Consider the following 16,631-nt stretch of genomic DNA (forward strand, 5'->3'; position numbering starts at 1 on the left):
AAACCCGCTCCCACAAATTCTTCGCAAGCCGCAAAATGGTGCACCACTAAAGGAAGCGCACCAAATGAACGCACCTTCCACTGCGCTTTGAAACACCTTCCCCACCATCCCCTCCTATTTCCTACATCTCCTTCGATTGGCAAGCCCCTTGCTCTAAACACAGCACCGTTCATTGCTGGAAGCCTTCCGATGCTGGTGATTCATCGCAGAATCGACACTCAACCCCGCTGGGACGCCGAGCTGCACCTGACCTTCGATGCCCGCAGCAAAAGCCGCCTGCGCTGTTTCAGTGCCGAGGGTGAAGACGTGGGTTTGTTTTTGGAGCGAGGCCAGCCGCCGCTCTACGATGGCGAATGCCTGCAAGCTGAAGACGGCCGCATCGTGCGCGTCTGCGCCCGCCCCGAACAATTGCTGCATGTCACCTGCGCCAATGCATTTGAACTGACCTGCGCGGCCTATCACCTGGGCAATCGCCATGTCGCCCTGCAAGTAGGTGATGGCTGGCTGCGCCTGCTGGACGATTACGTGCTCAAGGCGATGCTCGAACAATTGGGTGCCCGTGCCGAAACCATCGAGGCCGCGTTCCAGCCGGAACACGGCGCGTATGGCGGTGGCCATCATCATTCCCGACACGGCGACGAAGATTTCAACTACGCACCACGCCTGCATCAGTTCGGCGTACGCACATGAACCCGGCGTGGGCGCTGCTGCGTCTGGCCAGCCCGCAGTTGCCGATCGGCGGCTACAGCTATTCCCAAGGGTTGGAGATGGCGGTGGATAACGGCCAGGTCAAAACCTGCAACGACGCCCGTCGCTGGATCAGTGATCAGTTGCTGTTGAACCTGGCGCGCTTCGAGGCTCCTTTGCTGCTGGCCCATTGCACCGCGGCCGCAGCCGACGACTGGCACGCCTTGCTGCAACACTGCGAGGAACACCGCGCCAGCCGGGAAACCCGCGAGCTGCATCAGGAAAGTCGGCAGATGGGTTACTCGTTGCAGCAGTTGCTGGTCGGCTTGCCGGAACTCGATGCCGCGGCACGGAGTTTCCTTGAACAACGTACCGAACCGCACCTGGCCCTGGGCTGGGCCCTGGCGGCCCGCGCCTGGAACATCAGCCCCCGGGACGCTCTTGCCGCCTGGTTATGGAGCTGGCTGGAAAACCAGTTGGCCGTCCTGATGAAGACCCTGCCCCTGGGCCAGCAAGCCGCCCAGCGCCTGACCAGCGAACTGCTGCCGCTGCTGCAACAGGCCCAACACAACGCCTCGAACATTGATCCCGACCATTACGGCAGCGCCACGTTTGGCCTGTCCCTGGCGTGCATGGCCCATGAGCGCCAGTACAGCCGCCTGTTCCGTTCCTAGGAGACCCTCATGAATACACAACCTCTGCGCGTCGGTATCGGCGGCCCGGTAGGCTCCGGCAAAACCGCCCTGACCCTGGCCCTGTGCCTGGCCTTGCGTGAGCGCTACAACCTGGCGGTGGTCACCAACGACATCTATACCCGCGAAGATGCCGACTTTCTCGTGCGCAACCAAGCCCTGGCGCCGGAGCGGATCATCGGCGTGGAAACCGGCGGTTGCCCGCACACGGCGATTCGCGAAGACGCCTCGATCAACCTGGAGGCCGTGGATCAATTGAACCGACGTTTTCCGGGGCTGGATCTGATCCTGGTGGAATCGGGTGGCGATAACCTTTCGGCGACCTTCAGCCCGGAGCTGTCGGACCTGACCATTTATGTGATTGATGTCTCGGCCGGCGACAAGCTGCCACGCAAAGGCGGGCCGGGCATCTGTAAATCCGACTTGCTGGTGATCAACAAGATCGACCTGGCGCCGCTGGTGGGTGCGTCTCTGGACATGATGGACAGCGATACCCGACGGATGCGCAACGGCAAGCCGTTCGTGTTCAGCAACCAGAAAACCGGCCAGGGCCTGGAGCAGATCATCGCCTTCATCGAACGCCAGGGCCTGCTGACCGCCGCCTGACTTTTCAACTTCAACGGTTCACACGTTCAACAAGGAAGCTTATCCATGACATACAAACGCCTGCTTGGCGCTTTCGCCCTGTTGCTGACTCCGGCCTTGGCCTTTGCCCACCCCGGCCACGGCGATAACGGCCTGATGGCCGGCCTCGGTCACCCCATCGGCGGGCTCGATCATTTGCTGGCCATGTTGGCGGTCGGCTTGTGGGCTGCCCAACAACAGGGCACGGCGCGCTGGGCACTGCCGTGCACCTTTGTCGCCAGCATGCTGATCGGCGGCTTGCTGGGCTTTGAAGGCCTGGACCTGCCGGCGCTGGAAAGCGGGATTGCCGCCTCAGTGCTGGCCCTGGGCCTGGCGGTGGCACTGGCGGTGCGTCCACCACTGAGCCTGGCGATGGGCGCGACGGCGGTGTTCGCGCTGTTCCATGGCGTGGCCCATGGCCTGGAACTGCCGGACATGACCAGTCCTTGGGCTTATGCGGCCGGTTTTGTCGCGGCAACGGCGGCGTTGCATGGCGCTGGCTACGCCGTGGTTCGCGTTTTGCCGCGAGCGGCCGCCCCCCTGGTGCGTCTGGCCGGAGCGGGTTCGGCGGCGGCTGGGGTGTGGTTGTTGGCGGGTTGATTTTATCGGCGCCTTCAAGGGCCCCTTCGCGAGCAAGCCCGCTCCCACACAAGTTCGGTGTACACCGATCAACTGTGGGAGCGGGCTTGCTCGCGAAGGCGGCTTGGCAGGTCCCCATCTCTCGAACTTGCCACTCTGCTACCATGTCGCGCAATCACCCCTCCAGCCGTGACGACGCCCACCAATGCCCGATGCTTGCCGCCCCGCTCCTGCACCTGAACTGACTGCCCTGTTCGCCACGGTACGTCAGCACTTTCACGAGGTGATCGTGCCGATGTGGCAAGGCCCGGGATGGAATGCCGAGCTGGCGCTGCCCTATGAATCCCTCGATACCCGGCACACGCCGCTCGCGCCCCAGCGCTACCGGGCCATGGCCTGTGCACGGCAGTTGTATGTGTTCGCCAGCCTGATCGGCGAAGTGCCGCAGGCCGAAGAGCGGGCCGGCGCACTGTTCCGCTCGCTGCAGCGGCACTTCCATGATGGCGAACATGGCGGCTGGTTCTACAGCATTGACCCCCAAGGCGCACCGCTGGACACCGGCAAAGACCTCTACACCCACGCCTTCATCCTGTTTGCCTGCGCCCATTACTGGAGCAAGGTTCGCGAACCGCTGGTGGAGTCGGTGCTCAACGCGGCCCTGGAAGTCATCGCCCGGCGCTTTGCGACCGGAGACGGCCTTTACGAGGCCAGCCTGGGGCGCGATTGGTCGACCCGCGAATCCGGTCCGTTGCAAAATCCGCTGATGCACTTGGCCGAAGCCTTCCTCGCCACCCTCTCGGTTCGAGACGACGCCACCGTGCGCCAGGCATTGCTGGCCCTGTGCGATGCCCTGTTCAAGCACTTCATCGACCCGCAGGAGCGCGTCATGCTGGAGAAACCGGTGAAGTCTGTGGATAACTGGTTTGAGCCAGGCCATCAGTTCGAGTGGTATTACTTGCTGGCCTCATCACCCCTGTTGCGCGGCGGTAAGTTGCACACCGCCCTTCAGAGCAGCTTCAGCCATACCGAACAGCAAGGCGTGAGCCCGCAGTCCGGCGCGGTGTGCGCCATGCTGAGCCTGGGATCACAGGTTGCGCCACGGGACGCCACTCAGCGCATCTGGGCTCAGGCGGAATATTTGCGGGCACTGACTGTACGCCCGGGCAATCCGGGCGCATTGCTGCATCAACTACAGGCGTTGCAGCAGCACTTTCTGCATGCCAAAGGCTGGAACGAATGCCTGGACGCCGACGGCACTGTCAGCCGCCAGGACATGCCATCGACCACGCCGTATCACCTGCTGACCTGTTATCGCGGGCTGGCCGATTATCTGGCCTGACCGGTAAATCGCTATCGCGGGCAAGCCTTGCTCCCACAGAGTTGATTGGTCTATGAGGGGCAAGGTCGACCAAATCCCTGTGGGAGCATGCCTTGCCCCATTTCTGTGGGAGCAAGGCTTGCCCGCGATGAACGATCACGCGGTCTTATGCCTTGTTGCGCTCAATGGCAAACCCGGCCCAGGTCTGGCTTACCGGCATCAACTCCAGGCTGTTGATGTTGATGTGGGCCGGTGTGTTGAGCACCCAGAAAATGGTGTCGGCGATGTCCTGCGGCTGGATCGGCTCGGCCCCGGCATAGGTCGCGTTGTAGCGTTCCTGATCACCGGCAAAGCGCACCAGGGAAAACTCGCTCTCGCACAGACCCGGCTCGATGTTGCTCACCCGAACACCTGTACCTTGCAGATCGCAACGCAGGTTCAGGGAGAACTGTTTGACGAACGCCTTGCTCGCCCCGTACACGTGGCTGCCAGGGTACGGATAGTTACCGGCGATGGATCCCAGGTTGACGATCCCGGCACCACGGCCATGAGCGATCAGCCGCGGTAACAGCAGGCGGGTGCTATAGATCAAGCCTTTCACGTTGGTATCGACCATCGTATCCCAGTCATCGAGGTCGCACTTGGGCGCGGGATCAACGCCCAGCGCCAGGCCGGCATTGTTGATCAACCCGCGCAACTTGGCGAAAGACGGCGGCAAGTTGGCGATGGCCTCTTCCATGGCTTTGCGGTCACGCACGTCAAGCACCAGGCCATGGACTTCAGTCTGCTTCGACAACTCGGCGCACAGGGCATTGAGGCGTTCTTCACGACGACCGGTCAGCACCAGTTTCCAGCCGGCTTCGGCAAAACGACGGGCACAGGCTTCACCGAAACCGGACGTTGCGCCGGTAATAAACAGGGTGTTGGACATCGTGTTCTCCTTGGGGCTCAAAACAGCCAGTGAATGGAAATCGGCCCCCAGCATGCCCGGCCTGGCACAGTAGGGGCAAGACTTCTGCAAGCGAGGTTTCATTCGAGCATTGCTCATAAAACAACCAACCGGCGCCAGGCCTTATGAAACAAGGGCCACAGGCGGTTGCGCGCACCTTATCCACAGGCGGGTCCACAGCAATCGGGGGCAAGTACAAATCCTACAAGCCGCTGTGCATAAGGCTTTGCGAGGGGTTTGGAAAATTTTTTCCCTTGACCCTGGAATGCAGGTTGTGCAGATCCACTTATCTGCTATAAGCCGACGGTAAAAAGGACGATGGCTTCAAGCCAGTAAACTCGGCCCTCAGCGCGGTCTTTCCAGAGTTTAATCACAGACTTATCCACAGGCTTGCGCACAGATTTTCAAACCTTTTGCGTGACTCATAAAAGTGTTGACAACCCACGCTTGCGCTTGAGCCAAAACGCCTGATCAAAAAACAATCACCCGCCTGAAAGCCACGTATTCAGAGGCTTACAGCCAGCTACTCCCACGTTACCCACAGCCGGTTCCACAGCAAACGGGGACAAGTCAAAACCGTGACAAAACAACCGTTTGCGGCGACTTTATGTCGCGGTTTCGCAGGGGCTCAGGATTGTTGTCCACAATTGCCACCGACAGCCGAAAATCTTTAGGTGGGAGCGGGCTTGCTCGCGAAAGCGGCGTGTCAGTCAACATCAATCTGTCTGATCTACCGCCTTCGCGAGCAAGCCCGCTCCCACAGGGGATCTGTGGCGGGCGCAGGAGATAAAAAAACCGGCGATCACTCGCCGGTTTTTTATTGCGGGCCTGTGTCAATGTCCGCCCAGATACGCGTTGCGCACCTCTTCGTTGACCAGCAGTTCCTTGCCGGTGCCGGTCAGGCGAATTTCACCGTTGACCATCACGTAGGCCCGGTCCGACAGCCTGAGGGCGTGGTTGGCGTTCTGCTCCACCAGAAAGATCGTCATGCCGGTGGACGCCAGTTCCCGCAAGGTGGCGAAGATCTGTTTGACCACGATCGGCGCCAGCCCCAGGCTGGGTTCATCGAGCAGCAACAGCTTGGGCCGACTCATCAACGCCCGGGCGATGGCGAGCATCTGCTGCTCGCCGCCGGACATGGTCATGGCCCGCTGGTTGCGCCGCTCCTTGAGCCGCGGAAACAGCTCGAACATGCGCTGCATGTCTTCGCTGGCGTACTTGTCACCGATGGGAATGGTGCCCATCAACAGGTTTTCCTCAACGGTCATGTCAGGGAATACCCGCCGTCCTTCCGGCGATTGGGCAATGCCGTTGGAAGCGATGTAGTGGGACGACTTGTGCGTGATGTCCACGCCCTGATAGATAATCTGTCCACTCGCCGCCCGCGGCTGGCCGAAAATCGACATCAGCAACGTAGACTTGCCGGCACCGTTGGAGCCAATCAGGCTGACGGTTTCACCTTCCCCAATGTGCAGTGAGACTTTTTTCAGGGCCTGGATCGGCCCGTAGAATACGTCCAGCTCCTTGAGTTCGAGGATAGGTCCACTCATACCAGCTCCTCTTCATCGGCACCCAGGTAGGCCGCGATCACCTTCGGATCGTTGCGAATCGCCTCGGGACCGCCCTCGGCGATCACGTTGCCGTGGTCCAGCACCACGATGTGGTCGGAAATACTCATTACCATGCCCATGTCGTGTTCGATCAGCACCACGGTCAGATCGTGCTCGTCGCGCAGCAGCCGAATCATCGCGCTCAGCGCTTCGGTTTCCTGAGGGTTGAGGCCGGCGGCCGGTTCGTCGAGGCAGATGATCTGCGGACGGGTGCACATGGCACGGGCAATTTCCAGGCGCCGTTGCTGGCCGTAGGAAAGTTCGCCCGCCAGCCGGTTGGCGCAATCCACCAGGTTCACCACTTCCAGCCAGTAGAAGGCGTGGTCCAGGGCATCGCTTTCTGCCTGGCGGTACCCCTTGGTATTGAGCACACCTGCCACCAGACTGCGGTTGACCCACATGTGCTGGGCCACCAACAGGTTCTCCAGCACGGACATTTCCTTGAACAGGCGAATGTTCTGGAACGTCCGCGCCAGGCCTGCGCGGTTCACCAGGTGGGTGCCACCGAACATCTTGTAGAACACCCGACTGGCGAGGGTTTTGGGGGAGACGAAGTCGGTCGGACGAAACGGTTCGCCCAACAGCTTGATGACATCGGTCCGTTCACCGCGCACGTTGAGCTCGATTTTGCCGCCCGTGGCCTTGTAGAACCCGGTCAAGCAGTTGAACACCGTGGTCTTGCCCGCACCGTTGGGGCCGATCAGGGCGAAAATCGAGTTGCGTTTGACTTGCAGGCTGACGTCGCTGAGGGCCTTGATCCCACCGAATTGCATCATCAGGTTTTCGACGGACAATACGACTTCGCTCATGGCGCTACTCCCTTACGCGGCGTCACTCCGGTACGACTGATGCGAATCAGGCCGCGAGGGCGCCAGATCATCATCACCACCATCAGCATACCGAACATCAACATCCGGTATTCAGAGAAGCTGCGCAACAGCTCTGGCGTGATGGTGAGTAGGAATGCTGCTATGACTACCCCCACCGTCGAGCCCATGCCGCCCAAGACCACGATCGCCAGGATCATCGCCGACTCGATGAAGGTGAACGACGACGGGTTCACGAAGCCCTGGTAACTGGCGAAAAACACCCCTGCCAGGCCCGCCGTGGAAGCACCAATGGTGAACGCCGAGAGCTTGACCAGCACGTGGTTCAACCCCATGGAGCGACAGGCGATTTCATCCTCGCGCAGGGCTTCCCAGGCACGGCCGACCGGCATACGGGTCAGGCGATGCTTGACGTAAAGCACCAGCAGCACGGTGATGAACAGGACGATGTAGATGAACAGGAATTTGACGTTGGGGTTATAGGCCAGGCCGAAGAACTCGTGGAACGGCACCCCGCCCTCCTTCGCTCGCCGGCCGAACTCCAGGCCAAAGAAAGTCGGTGACGGCACCGGCATGCCGTTTGGCCCGCCGGTAAACGACAGCCAGTTGTTGAGCACCAGCCGGATGATCTCGCCAAAACCCAGGGTCACGATGGCCAGGTAGTCACCGTGCATTCGCAACACGGGGAATCCTAATATGCACCCGGCCATCGCCGCCGCGATCGCCGCCAGCGGCAGCACCGTCCAGAACCCCAGCCCCAGGTATTGGTAGCCCAGCGCCAGGCCATAGGCGCCGATGGCGTAGAACGCCACGTAACCCAGGTCGAGCAGCCCGGCCAGGCCGACCACGATGTTCAGGCCCAGGCCCAGCAATACATAAATCAGCCCGAGGATGACCACCGTGAGCACGTATTTGTTGGCGAAAAACGGGAACACGATGGCAATCACGATCAGCAACGGGATGATCCAGCGCAGGCGCGACTTGTAGTCCGGTGGCAGCACATGCACGCCGGAGCTCGTACTTTCGAACCCCTGGAGAATCTTCAGCCCCTTGGGGGTTTGCAGAAACAGGCTCAAGGCAAAGCGCCCGACCATCACGATCGCCACCAGCCAGCCCACCCGGGCCGGTTGCAGGTTGAAGCTGTAGCCGTCGAGCACCACGCCGACAATCGGCCCGAACACGATCAGCGAGATCAGGCCGGCCAGGATCGCGTCGATGACGCTCTTTTTGATATCAATCGGTTTATTGGCAGCAGACATACTTATACCTTCGCCACGTGTGGGCGACCCAACAGGCCTTGGGGACGGAAAATCAGAATCAGCACCAGCAGGGAGAAACTGAACACGTCTTTGTAGTCAGAGTTGATCAGACCGGCGAACAGCGACTCGGAGATCCCGAGGATGATCCCGCCCAACATCGCTCCAGGCAGGGAACCGATGCCGCCGAGGACCGCCGCGGTGAACGCCTTGATGCCGATGATGAAGCCGGCATAGAAGTCAAAGGTGCCGTAATTCATGGTGATCAGCACACCGGCCAGGGCCGCCATGGCCGCACCGATGACGAACACATAGGAAATCACCCGGTCGGTATTGATCCCGAGGATGGAGGCCATCTTGCGGTCTTGCTGGGTGGCGCGGCACATGCGGCCGAGCTTGGTGTACTTGATGATGTAGGTCAGCAAGGCCATCCCGGCGAATGCGGCGACCAGGATGAAGATCTTGGTGTAGGTGAGCTGGACGAAGCCGCTGCCGATGTCCACGCGCATGGCGCCTTCGAGCAACGTGGGCACGCCCTGTTGGCGAGCGCCCTGGCTGATCTGGGCATAGTTCTGCAGGATCAGCGAAATGCCGATGGCACTGATCAGCGGTGCCAGACGAGTGGAGTTGCGCAGGGGTTTGTAGGCGACGCGCTCGATCACCCAGCCGTAGACGCCGGTCACCACCACGGTGAACACCAGCGTACCGAGAATCATGAGAGGAAAGGATTCGATACCGAACCAGGCCAGCAGAGCCAGACTGATCGCTGCGAGGTACGCAGAGATCATGTAAACCTCACCGTGGGCGAAGTTGATCATGCCGATGATGCCGTAGACCATTGTGTAGCCGATGGCGATCAGACCATAGACCGACCCGAGGGTCAGGCCATTGATCAGTTGCTGCAGGAAAATACCATCCATAACGCAATCTCACGCATTTGAGAGACTGCACGCACACCGCTGCGACGGACCGGGGTTCAGCCGCCGACGCTGCACGATGTGCGCGCAGCTCTCGGGAGAAAAGACAGGTACTGCATGAACACGGGTAAACCGCCCGGCACCTGGGGCGCCAGGCGATTCAGCCGTTCATGTCACTTCTGTTTTTCCAGCTGATGGTATTTGCCGTCCTTGTCCCACTGGTAAACCACGTAGTCGGAGACTTTCAGGTCACCCTTGGAATCCCACTCCTTCTTGCCCATCACGGTCTGGACCGGATTGGCCTTGAGCCATTCGGCCGCGGCTTCGCCGTCATTTTTCTTGGCGCCGTTGAAACCGGCAGCCAAGGCCTGGACCGAGGCGTAGGCATACAGGGTGTAGCCTTCCGGTTCGGTGCCCTTGGCACGGAACGCGTCCACGACAGCCTTGCTGTCGGGCAGCAGGCGCGGATCGGCGCCGAAGGTCATGTACACGCCATCGACGTATTGCGGGCCGCCGGCGGTGGTGACCAGTTCGTCGGTAACGATGCCGTCGTCGGACATGAATTTCACGTCCTTGAGGCCTTGCTCACGCAACTGGCGAACCAGTGGGCCAGCTTCCGGGTGCAAACCGCCAAAGTAGACCACGTCGGCACCGGCCGCACGGATCTTGGTGACCACGGCACTGAAGTCTTTCTCGCCACGGGTCAGGCCTTCGTACAGCACCGGCTCTACGCCACGCTTGGCCAACTGCGCCTTGGTCGCATCCGCCAGGCCCTGGCCGTAGGTGTCCTTGTCGTGCAGGACCACCACTTTCTTGCCCTTGAGCACGTCAACGATGTAGTCACCGGCGACGATGCCCTGCTGGTCGTCACGACCGCACATACGGAACATCGCGCTCAGGCCGCGCTCGGTGACCTGCGGGTTGGTGGAACCCGGGGTGATGGAGATGATGCCAGCATCACCGTAGACCTCGGACGCCGGGATGGTGGACGAGGAGCAGAAGTGACCGACCACGCCGAGAACCTTGTCCTGGTCGACAAAGCGGTTGGCGACGGCCACGGCCTGCTTCGGTTCGCAGGCGTCGTCGCCCTGTACCAGAACGATTTTCTCGCCGTTGATGCCACCCTTGGCATTGATCTCGTCTGCTGCCGCTTGTGCGCCTTTCATGTACTGCTCGCCAAATGCCGCGTTGGCACCGGTCATCGGACCCGCTACGCCGATCTTGACGTCGGCCTGAGCAAACGCAGAAACACCCAGCGCAGCTGCCACTGCGAGGGCCAGAAAGCCTTTCTTGTAAAACGTCTGGGACATGAGGTGGTGCTCCAAGGTTTTTTTTAGTTGGCACTGCGACTTCACTGAAAAGCTCAGAGCAAGCGCCGTGCCATCGGTTTTTTATTCTGAAAAAAGTCGCTGCTTTATTGTTATTTCGACTGTTTCGAGCCCTTTTTTATTGGGCGTGCAACCGTCTAAATCGCACAAGGTACAACCATAGAACCAAATGGGTACAACCCTCCCTGAGCCATCATTGCAACCAGCACACGAAACGACGTGCAACCCCCCTGTAACAACCCGCGTCACCGAACTGCACACTGGCGGTGCACAACTGCTACAACCCGCACCATAACAGGCTAGACGTTGTGGTGGAAAACGAGCGCTGCGGCAACATTTTTCAACATTCAAATGACAATCCGCAGGCACTGGCCGGCGTGATACAGCGAAAAACCCGCTTCATACAAGCAACTGCGCAAGCCTGTCCCGGCCAGGGGCCGCATGGCGGCGAAGGGAATCGGCAACGCGCTGGCGTTGCCATGACACAGATAGTCGGCAAAGGCTTTGCCCACTACTGTGCCAGTCGTCACGCCGCGGCCGTTGTAACCGGTCACAGCCACCAGACCGGGGGCCGGCTCGAACAGGCGCATCAGGTGATCGGGGGTGAAGGCGATACACCCGGTCCAGGTGCATTCCCATTCCACCGGCTTGAGGTAAGGGAAATAGTGCTGTTGCACTCGATCGGCCCACGCCTTGAGGAACCAGATGGGCTTGCGATTGCCGTTACCCAGACTGCCCAGCAAGAGGCGCCCGTCCTTGTCCCGTCGAATGCTGCTCAATACCTGGCGGGTGTCCCACGAGCCCTGGCCACCCGGCAATATGCGCTGCGCCGCTTCGTCGGTCAGCGGAGCGGAGGCGACCTGGTAGTAGTAGCCGGGGAAAAAATTGCGTCGCAGCTCGGTCCAGTCACCTTCGGTGTAGGCATTGGACGCGATCACCACTTGCTCGGCCAGTACCGAACCCTGGGCTGTTTGCACCGACCAGCGCGGGCCCTGGCGTTCCAGACGGGTCACGGGGGAATGATCAAACAACTGGCCACCAAGGTCGCTGACCGCCTTGGCCAGCCCACTGGTGTAGGCCATCGGATTGAGCGTGCCGGCCCGCCGGTCGAGCAATGCCGCGGCGATTTTCGAGGTGCCCGTGGCCTGGGCACACGCCTGGCCGGTGAGCAACTCCACCGGGGCACCACGGCGCTTCCATTGTTCTTCACGACTGCGCAGGTCCGCTTCGCCCCTGGCGTTGTGGGCCATGTGCAGCGTGCCCTCGCGCCGCAGCTGGCAATCAATGTGGTATTTATCGACGAGACTGAACACCAGCGCCGGCGCCGCCCCCAGCATGCGATTGAGCTGGCTGCCCACTGCTTCGCCGAAGCCGGCTTCTATCTCGTCTGGCGGGATCCACAAGCCGGCGTTGACCAAACCGACATTGCGCCCCGAGCCACCATGCCCGGCCCGATGAGCCTCCAGCACGGCGACGCGCTTGCCTTGCTCCAGCAAATGCACCGCCGCCGACAAACCGGTAAATCCTGCGCCGATCACGCAGACATCCACCGTGATTTCGCCGGTTAGCGCCGTATTCTCAGGTCTTTGCGGCGTGAGTTTTTCCCACAGACATTCTTCGCGTAACGGCATTGCCAGACTCCGGAAATGAAACCCAACCACTACACAGTTCAATGGTGGGAGCGGGCTTGCTCGCGAAGACGGCAGACCAGTCGACATTGATGTTGAATGACCGTCCGCTTTCGCGAGCCAGCCCGCTCCCACAGGGGATCTTCATAGGTCGAAGATCCGGTTTCTCAGTCGAAAGTAATCCCCTGCGCCAACGGCAACTCCAGCGAGTAGTTCACGGTGTTGGTCTGGCGACGCATGTAGCCGCGCCATGCATCGGAGCCCGACTCACGTCCGCCGCCGGTCTCTTTCTCGCCGCCGAACGCACCGCCGATTTCCGCGCCGCTCGGGCCGATGTTGACGTTGGCGATGCCGCAGTCGCTGCCCACCGCCGACATGAATTGTTCGGCTTCACGCACGTCCGTGGTGAAGATGCAGGACGACAGGCCTTGGGGCACGGCATTATTGAGCTCCAGGGCCTGGGCAAAGTCCTTGTAGCCAACCACATAAAGGATCGGCGCGAAGGTTTCGTGGCGCACCACGTCGCTCTGCTCCGGCATCTCGACGATGGCCGGCGATACGTAATAGGCATTCGGGAACTGGTCTTCCAACTGGCGTTTACCGCCAAACACCTTGCCGCCTTCGCTTAACGCCTGCTCCAACGCATCCTGCATGCCCTCGAAGCTCTGCTTATCGATCAGCGGCCCGACCAGGTTGCCTTCCAGCGGATGGCCGATGCGCACTTTCGAATACGCGGCCTTGAGCCGGGTGACGATCTCTTCTTTCACCGACTCATGGGCGATCAGGCGGCGCAGCGTCGTGCAACGTTGGCCGGCGGTGCCGACAGCGCTGAACAGGATGGCACGCACGGCCATGTCCAGATCGGCGCTGGGGGCCAGGATCATCGCATTGTTGCCACCCAGTTCGAGGATGCTGCGGGCAAAGCGCGCGGCGACTTTCGGCGCCACTTCACGGCCCATGCGGGTGCTGCCGGTGGCGCTGATCAACGCCACGCGCGGATCGTCCACCAGCGCTTCGCCGGCATCGCGACGGCCGATGATCACTTGACTCAGGTACGGTGGCGCATCGCTGAAGTTCTTCAGCACACGCTCGAACAACGCCTGGCAGGCCAGCGCGGTGAGCGGGGTCTTTTCCGAGGGTTTCCAGATCACCGCGTTGCCGCACACCAGGGCCAGCGTGGTGTTCCAGGCCCAGACCGCCACCGGGAAGTTGAAAGCACTGATCACGCCGACCACGCCCAGCGGGTGCCAGGATTCACGCATGTGGTGGCCCGGACGCTCGGAGGCGATGGTCAGGCCGTAAAGCTGACGGGACAGACCGACCGCGAAGTCGCAGATGTCGATCATCTCTTGCACTTCACCCAAACCTTCCTGGGTGATCTTGCCCGCTTCCCAGGAAACCAGCTCGCCGAGGTCGGCTTTGTATTCGCGCAGCAGGTCACCGAACTGACGCACCAGCTCACCACGACGAGGGGCCGGCACCTGGCGCCACAGGTCGAACGCATGCTCGGCGCGGCTGACCTGCTGCTCGACCTCTGCGGCGCCTTCCCAGTTCACGGCGCCGATGCGACTGCCGTCGATGGGCGAATGCACCGGTTGTGTGCCGCTCTGGTACAAGGCCGGTTCGACACCCAGGCGATCAAGCAATGCAGCAACCATGGTTAATTCCTCAAACAAAAGACAAAGAATTGGCAGCCGGACGATCACGGCTGATCAGACCTGTAGTTGTAGCTGGCCCGAGACTTGCCAACAAACGACCTTTAAGCGAGATATCATTCCGTTTATTCATGCTGGCCATGACCGGATAAGCAGAGCCACAAGAAATAAGGCCTCATCATGATCAATAAACGCTATCTGCCGTCGATCACGGCGCTACAGTGCTTCGAAGCGGTGACCCGCCACCTGAGCTTCACTCGCGCCGCCGAAGAGCTGAACCTGACGCAGAGCGCCGTCAGCAAACAGGTCGCACAGTTGGAAGAACTACTACAGCATTTGCTGTTTCGCCGCGTACGTCGACGCTTGCAGCTAACCCCGGCCGGGGATTTGTACCTGGGGGAGGTACGAAAAATCCTTACGCAGGTGGAGATGTCGACCCACTACTTGCGCTCCTACGGCGGCGATACCGAAGTCCTACGGGTTTCCACACCTCCAACCTTCGGAGCTCGCTGGCTGGTCCCACGGCTCAAAGGCTGGCGCCTGCGGCACCCGAAAATTCATCTGGACCTGTGCAGCGAGCAGGAGGCCGACGACCTGCTCCAGGGGCGCAGCGACCTGGCGTTCTATTTCGGCCAGGGCTCACGGCCCGGCAGCGAGTCCCTGAAGCTGTTCAGCGAAGAACTGGTCCCGGTCTGCGCCCCTGGCAATCTGCCGGCCCAGCCCTTCACCGATCCGACGCAACTGGCCGATCTGGTGCTGCTGCAAAACGCCTCGCGCCCCCAGGCCTGGCACGACTGGTTCGACAGCCAGGGCTATCACACCGAACACAGCTACCACGGCCCGCGCTTCGAAACTTTCTACATGTGCATACGGGCCGCCCAAGTTGGCTGCGGCGTCGCCCTGCTGCCGCGGTTTCTGGTGGAAGAAGAACTGGCTGACGGCAAGCTGGTGATCCCCTGGCACTATGCGATGCCCAGTACCGATGCCTATTACCTGGCCTATCCTGAGCATTCGGCGGAAGTGCCCAAGGTACGGCTATTTGTGGAGTGGATGTTGGAGCAGGGCGATAACCCAGATACACCACAGTAGCAGCCAACACCAAACCCTGTGGCGAGGGGATTTATCCCCGCTGGGCGCGTCGCGCCCCATTATTCTGAGGCCTGCTGCGCAGTCCAGCGGGGATAAATCCCCTCGCCACAGATAAATCTTTTGCCACAAAGAAACAGTGACGAAAAATCGCTGGCAATACTCACCCAGGTTATGCGCCACTAGCCCCTTCACCACCAACCGCTGCACCCCGCTGCCCGCCGCAGCGGCCTGTCTGGAGATTCACGCCATGAGCGAGAGTGTGTTTGCCGATCGCATCGTGCAGAACCTGCTCGACACCGACTTCTATAAGCTGACAATGATGCAGGCGGTGCTGCACAACTACCCCAACGTCGAAGTCGAATGGGAATTTCGCAGCCGCAACAGCGAAGACCTGCGCCCATACCTGGCGGAGATCCGCTTTCAGATCGAACGCCTGGCCGAGCTGAGCCTGAGCGTCGACCAGTTGGGCTTCCTGGAGCGCATCAGCTTCCTCAAACCCGATTTCCTGCGCTTTCTGGGTCTGTTCCGTTTCAACCTGCGCTACGTGCACACCGGTATCGAGAACGGCGAGCTGTTTATCCGCCTGCGTGGGCCATGGTTGCATGTGATTCTGTTCGAAGTGCCGCTGCTGGCCATTGTCAGCGAAGTGCGTAATCGCTATCGCTACCGCGAGATCGTTCTGGAACAGGCGCGCGAACAGCTGTATCGCAAGTTCGACTGGCTGACCGCCAACGCCAGCGCCGACGAATTGTCCGAACTGCAAGTCGCGGACTTCGGCACCCGTCGGCGGTTCTCCTACCGCGTTCAGGAAGAAGTGGTCAACGTGCTCAAGCACGATTTCCCCGGGCGCTTCGTCGGCACCAGCAATGTGCACCTGTCCCGGGAGCTGGACATGAAACCCCTGGGCACCATGGCCCACGAATGGATCATGGCCCACCAACAACTGGGCCCGCGGCTGATCGACAGCCAGATCGCCGCCCTCGATTGCTGGGTGCGGGAGTACCGTGGCCTGCTGGGAATCGCACTGACCGATTGCATCACCATGGACGCTTTCCTCAAGGACTTCGATCTGTTCTTCGCCAAGCTGTTCGACGGCTTGCGCCATGACTCCGGGGACCCGGTCGTCTGGGCCGAAAAAGCCATTGCTCACTACCACAAGCTCGGCATCGACCCGATGAGCAAGACGCTGGTGTTCTCCGATAGCCTGACGCTGCCCAAATGCCTGGAGATTTTTCGGGCATTGCGTGGTCGCATTAATGTCAGCTTCGGTATCGGCACCAACCTGACGTGTGACATCCCAGGTGTGGAGCCGATGAGCATCGTGCTTAAAATGATCAGCTGTGACGGGCAACCCGTGGCCAAGATTTCAGATGAGCCCGGCAAGACCCACTGCAAGGACCCGAATTTCGTCGCCTACATGCGACACGTTTTCCAAGTACCTGCCGCCTTTGACACACCAAGCAAGGAGTGAA

The 16,631-nt window shown here is 60.7% G+C and carries 15 protein-coding genes; 7 read left to right on the top strand and 8 right to left on the bottom strand.

Translation table 11 applies throughout. The annotated features are described in order from the left end of the window. Nucleotides 1-189 precede the first annotated feature (189 nt). From ureE to AAIS01_RS10240, 5 genes are all read left to right on the top strand, one after another. Nucleotides 190-690: an urease accessory protein UreE gene (gene ureE, locus AAIS01_RS10220; RefSeq protein ID WP_343468869.1), complete on the top strand. Its 501-nt coding sequence runs from the start codon at nucleotides 190-192 to the stop codon at nucleotides 688-690. After that, nucleotides 687-1,361, top strand: a complete 675-nt coding sequence (locus tag AAIS01_RS10225; RefSeq protein ID WP_343468870.1) for an urease accessory protein UreF — start codon at nucleotides 687-689, stop codon at nucleotides 1,359-1,361. The genes ureE and AAIS01_RS10225 overlap by 4 nt, the downstream gene beginning before the upstream one ends. Nucleotides 1,362-1,370: 9 nt before the next feature. Further along, nucleotides 1,371-1,985 (top strand): urease accessory protein UreG, encoded by a 615-nt coding sequence (ureG, locus tag AAIS01_RS10230; protein ID WP_343468871.1) that lies wholly within the window; start codon nucleotides 1,371-1,373, stop codon nucleotides 1,983-1,985. Between the two features lie 45 nt (nucleotides 1,986-2,030). Further along, nucleotides 2,031-2,603: a HupE/UreJ family protein gene (locus AAIS01_RS10235; RefSeq protein WP_343468872.1), complete on the top strand. Its 573-nt coding sequence runs from the start codon at nucleotides 2,031-2,033 to the stop codon at nucleotides 2,601-2,603. A 184-nt stretch (nucleotides 2,604-2,787) separates the two neighbouring features. Further along, the gene (locus AAIS01_RS10240; RefSeq protein ID WP_343468873.1) at nucleotides 2,788-3,921 is read left to right on the top strand and encodes an AGE family epimerase/isomerase; all 1,134 of its coding nucleotides are present in this window, start codon (nucleotides 2,788-2,790) and stop codon (nucleotides 3,919-3,921) included. Between the two features lie 145 nt (nucleotides 3,922-4,066). On the opposite strand, the gene AAIS01_RS10245 is transcribed toward AAIS01_RS10240, so the two are convergent. The 8 genes from AAIS01_RS10245 to amaB form a co-directional block, all read right to left on the bottom strand. Further along, nucleotides 4,067-4,831 (bottom strand): SDR family oxidoreductase, encoded by a 765-nt coding sequence (locus tag AAIS01_RS10245; protein WP_214913572.1) that lies wholly within the window; start codon nucleotides 4,829-4,831, stop codon nucleotides 4,067-4,069. Nucleotides 4,832-5,682: 851 nt separating this feature from the next. Continuing rightward, on the bottom strand, nucleotides 5,683-6,399 hold the full coding sequence (locus AAIS01_RS10250) for an ABC transporter ATP-binding protein (protein WP_343468874.1): 717 nt from the start codon (nucleotides 6,397-6,399) through the stop codon (nucleotides 5,683-5,685). Next, on the bottom strand, nucleotides 6,396-7,268 hold the full coding sequence (locus tag AAIS01_RS10255) for an ATP-binding cassette domain-containing protein (protein ID WP_214913573.1): 873 nt from the start codon (nucleotides 7,266-7,268) through the stop codon (nucleotides 6,396-6,398). The genes AAIS01_RS10250 and AAIS01_RS10255 overlap by 4 nt, the downstream gene beginning before the upstream one ends. After that, nucleotides 7,265-8,545, bottom strand: coding sequence for a high-affinity branched-chain amino acid ABC transporter permease LivM (gene livM, locus AAIS01_RS10260; protein WP_343468875.1), 1,281 nt, complete (start codon nucleotides 8,543-8,545; stop codon nucleotides 7,265-7,267). The genes AAIS01_RS10255 and livM overlap by 4 nt, the downstream gene beginning before the upstream one ends. 2 nt (nucleotides 8,546-8,547) lie before the next feature. Then, nucleotides 8,548-9,462, bottom strand: a complete 915-nt coding sequence (locus AAIS01_RS10265; protein WP_047227336.1) for an ABC transporter permease subunit — start codon at nucleotides 9,460-9,462, stop codon at nucleotides 8,548-8,550. 170 nt (nucleotides 9,463-9,632) lie between these two features. Continuing rightward, complete coding sequence (locus AAIS01_RS10270) at nucleotides 9,633-10,769, bottom strand: branched-chain amino acid ABC transporter substrate-binding protein (protein ID WP_343468876.1); 1,137 nt, start codon at nucleotides 10,767-10,769, stop codon at nucleotides 9,633-9,635. Between the two features lie 365 nt (nucleotides 10,770-11,134). Next, on the bottom strand, nucleotides 11,135-12,418 hold the full coding sequence (gene amaA, locus AAIS01_RS10275) for an L-pipecolate oxidase (RefSeq protein WP_343468877.1): 1,284 nt from the start codon (nucleotides 12,416-12,418) through the stop codon (nucleotides 11,135-11,137). Nucleotides 12,419-12,582: 164 nt separating this feature from the next. Beyond that, entirely contained in the window at nucleotides 12,583-14,073 is a 1,491-nt protein-coding gene (gene amaB, locus AAIS01_RS10280) for an L-piperidine-6-carboxylate dehydrogenase (RefSeq protein WP_343468878.1), read from the bottom strand. A 177-nt stretch (nucleotides 14,074-14,250) separates the two neighbouring features. On the opposite strand from amaB, the gene AAIS01_RS10285 reads away from it, so the two are divergent. Beyond that, nucleotides 14,251-15,159: a LysR family transcriptional regulator gene (locus AAIS01_RS10285; protein ID WP_343468879.1), complete on the top strand. Its 909-nt coding sequence runs from the start codon at nucleotides 14,251-14,253 to the stop codon at nucleotides 15,157-15,159. A 247-nt stretch (nucleotides 15,160-15,406) separates the two neighbouring features. Beyond that, nucleotides 15,407-16,630, top strand: a complete 1,224-nt coding sequence (pncB, locus tag AAIS01_RS10290; protein WP_343468880.1) for a nicotinate phosphoribosyltransferase — start codon at nucleotides 15,407-15,409, stop codon at nucleotides 16,628-16,630. Nucleotide 16,631 lies beyond the last annotated feature (1 nt).

Source organism: Pseudomonas halotolerans, assembly GCF_039581215.1.
In the GTDB taxonomy this organism is placed as follows: Bacteria; Pseudomonadota; Gammaproteobacteria; order Pseudomonadales; family Pseudomonadaceae; genus Aquipseudomonas; species Aquipseudomonas tehranensis.

Bases quoted from the DNA above. Each gene is read 5' to 3' on its own strand.
- ureE (WP_343468869.1), top strand. From the start codon at position 190: ATGCTGGTGATTCATCGCAGAATCGACACTCAACCCCGCTGGGACGCC.
- AAIS01_RS10225 (WP_343468870.1), top strand. From the start codon at position 687: ATGAACCCGGCGTGGGCGCTGCTGCGTCTGGCCAGCCCGCAGTTGCCG.
- ureG (WP_343468871.1), top strand. From the start codon at position 1,371: ATGAATACACAACCTCTGCGCGTCGGTATCGGCGGCCCGGTAGGCTCC.
- AAIS01_RS10235 (WP_343468872.1), top strand. From the start codon at position 2,031: ATGACATACAAACGCCTGCTTGGCGCTTTCGCCCTGTTGCTGACTCCG.
- AAIS01_RS10240 (WP_343468873.1), top strand. From the start codon at position 2,788: ATGCCCGATGCTTGCCGCCCCGCTCCTGCACCTGAACTGACTGCCCTG.
- AAIS01_RS10245 (WP_214913572.1), bottom strand. From the start codon at position 4,831: ATGTCCAACACCCTGTTTATTACCGGCGCAACGTCCGGTTTCGGTGAA.
- AAIS01_RS10250 (WP_343468874.1), bottom strand. From the start codon at position 6,399: ATGAGTGGACCTATCCTCGAACTCAAGGAGCTGGACGTATTCTACGGG.
- AAIS01_RS10255 (WP_214913573.1), bottom strand. From the start codon at position 7,268: ATGAGCGAAGTCGTATTGTCCGTCGAAAACCTGATGATGCAATTCGGT.
- livM (WP_343468875.1), bottom strand. From the start codon at position 8,545: ATGTCTGCTGCCAATAAACCGATTGATATCAAAAAGAGCGTCATCGAC.
- AAIS01_RS10265 (WP_047227336.1), bottom strand. From the start codon at position 9,462: ATGGATGGTATTTTCCTGCAGCAACTGATCAATGGCCTGACCCTCGGG.
- AAIS01_RS10270 (WP_343468876.1), bottom strand. From the start codon at position 10,769: ATGTCCCAGACGTTTTACAAGAAAGGCTTTCTGGCCCTCGCAGTGGCA.
- amaA (WP_343468877.1), bottom strand. From the start codon at position 12,418: ATGCCGTTACGCGAAGAATGTCTGTGGGAAAAACTCACGCCGCAAAGA.
- amaB (WP_343468878.1), bottom strand. From the start codon at position 14,073: ATGGTTGCTGCATTGCTTGATCGCCTGGGTGTCGAACCGGCCTTGTAC.
- AAIS01_RS10285 (WP_343468879.1), top strand. From the start codon at position 14,251: ATGATCAATAAACGCTATCTGCCGTCGATCACGGCGCTACAGTGCTTC.
- pncB (WP_343468880.1), top strand. From the start codon at position 15,407: ATGAGCGAGAGTGTGTTTGCCGATCGCATCGTGCAGAACCTGCTCGAC.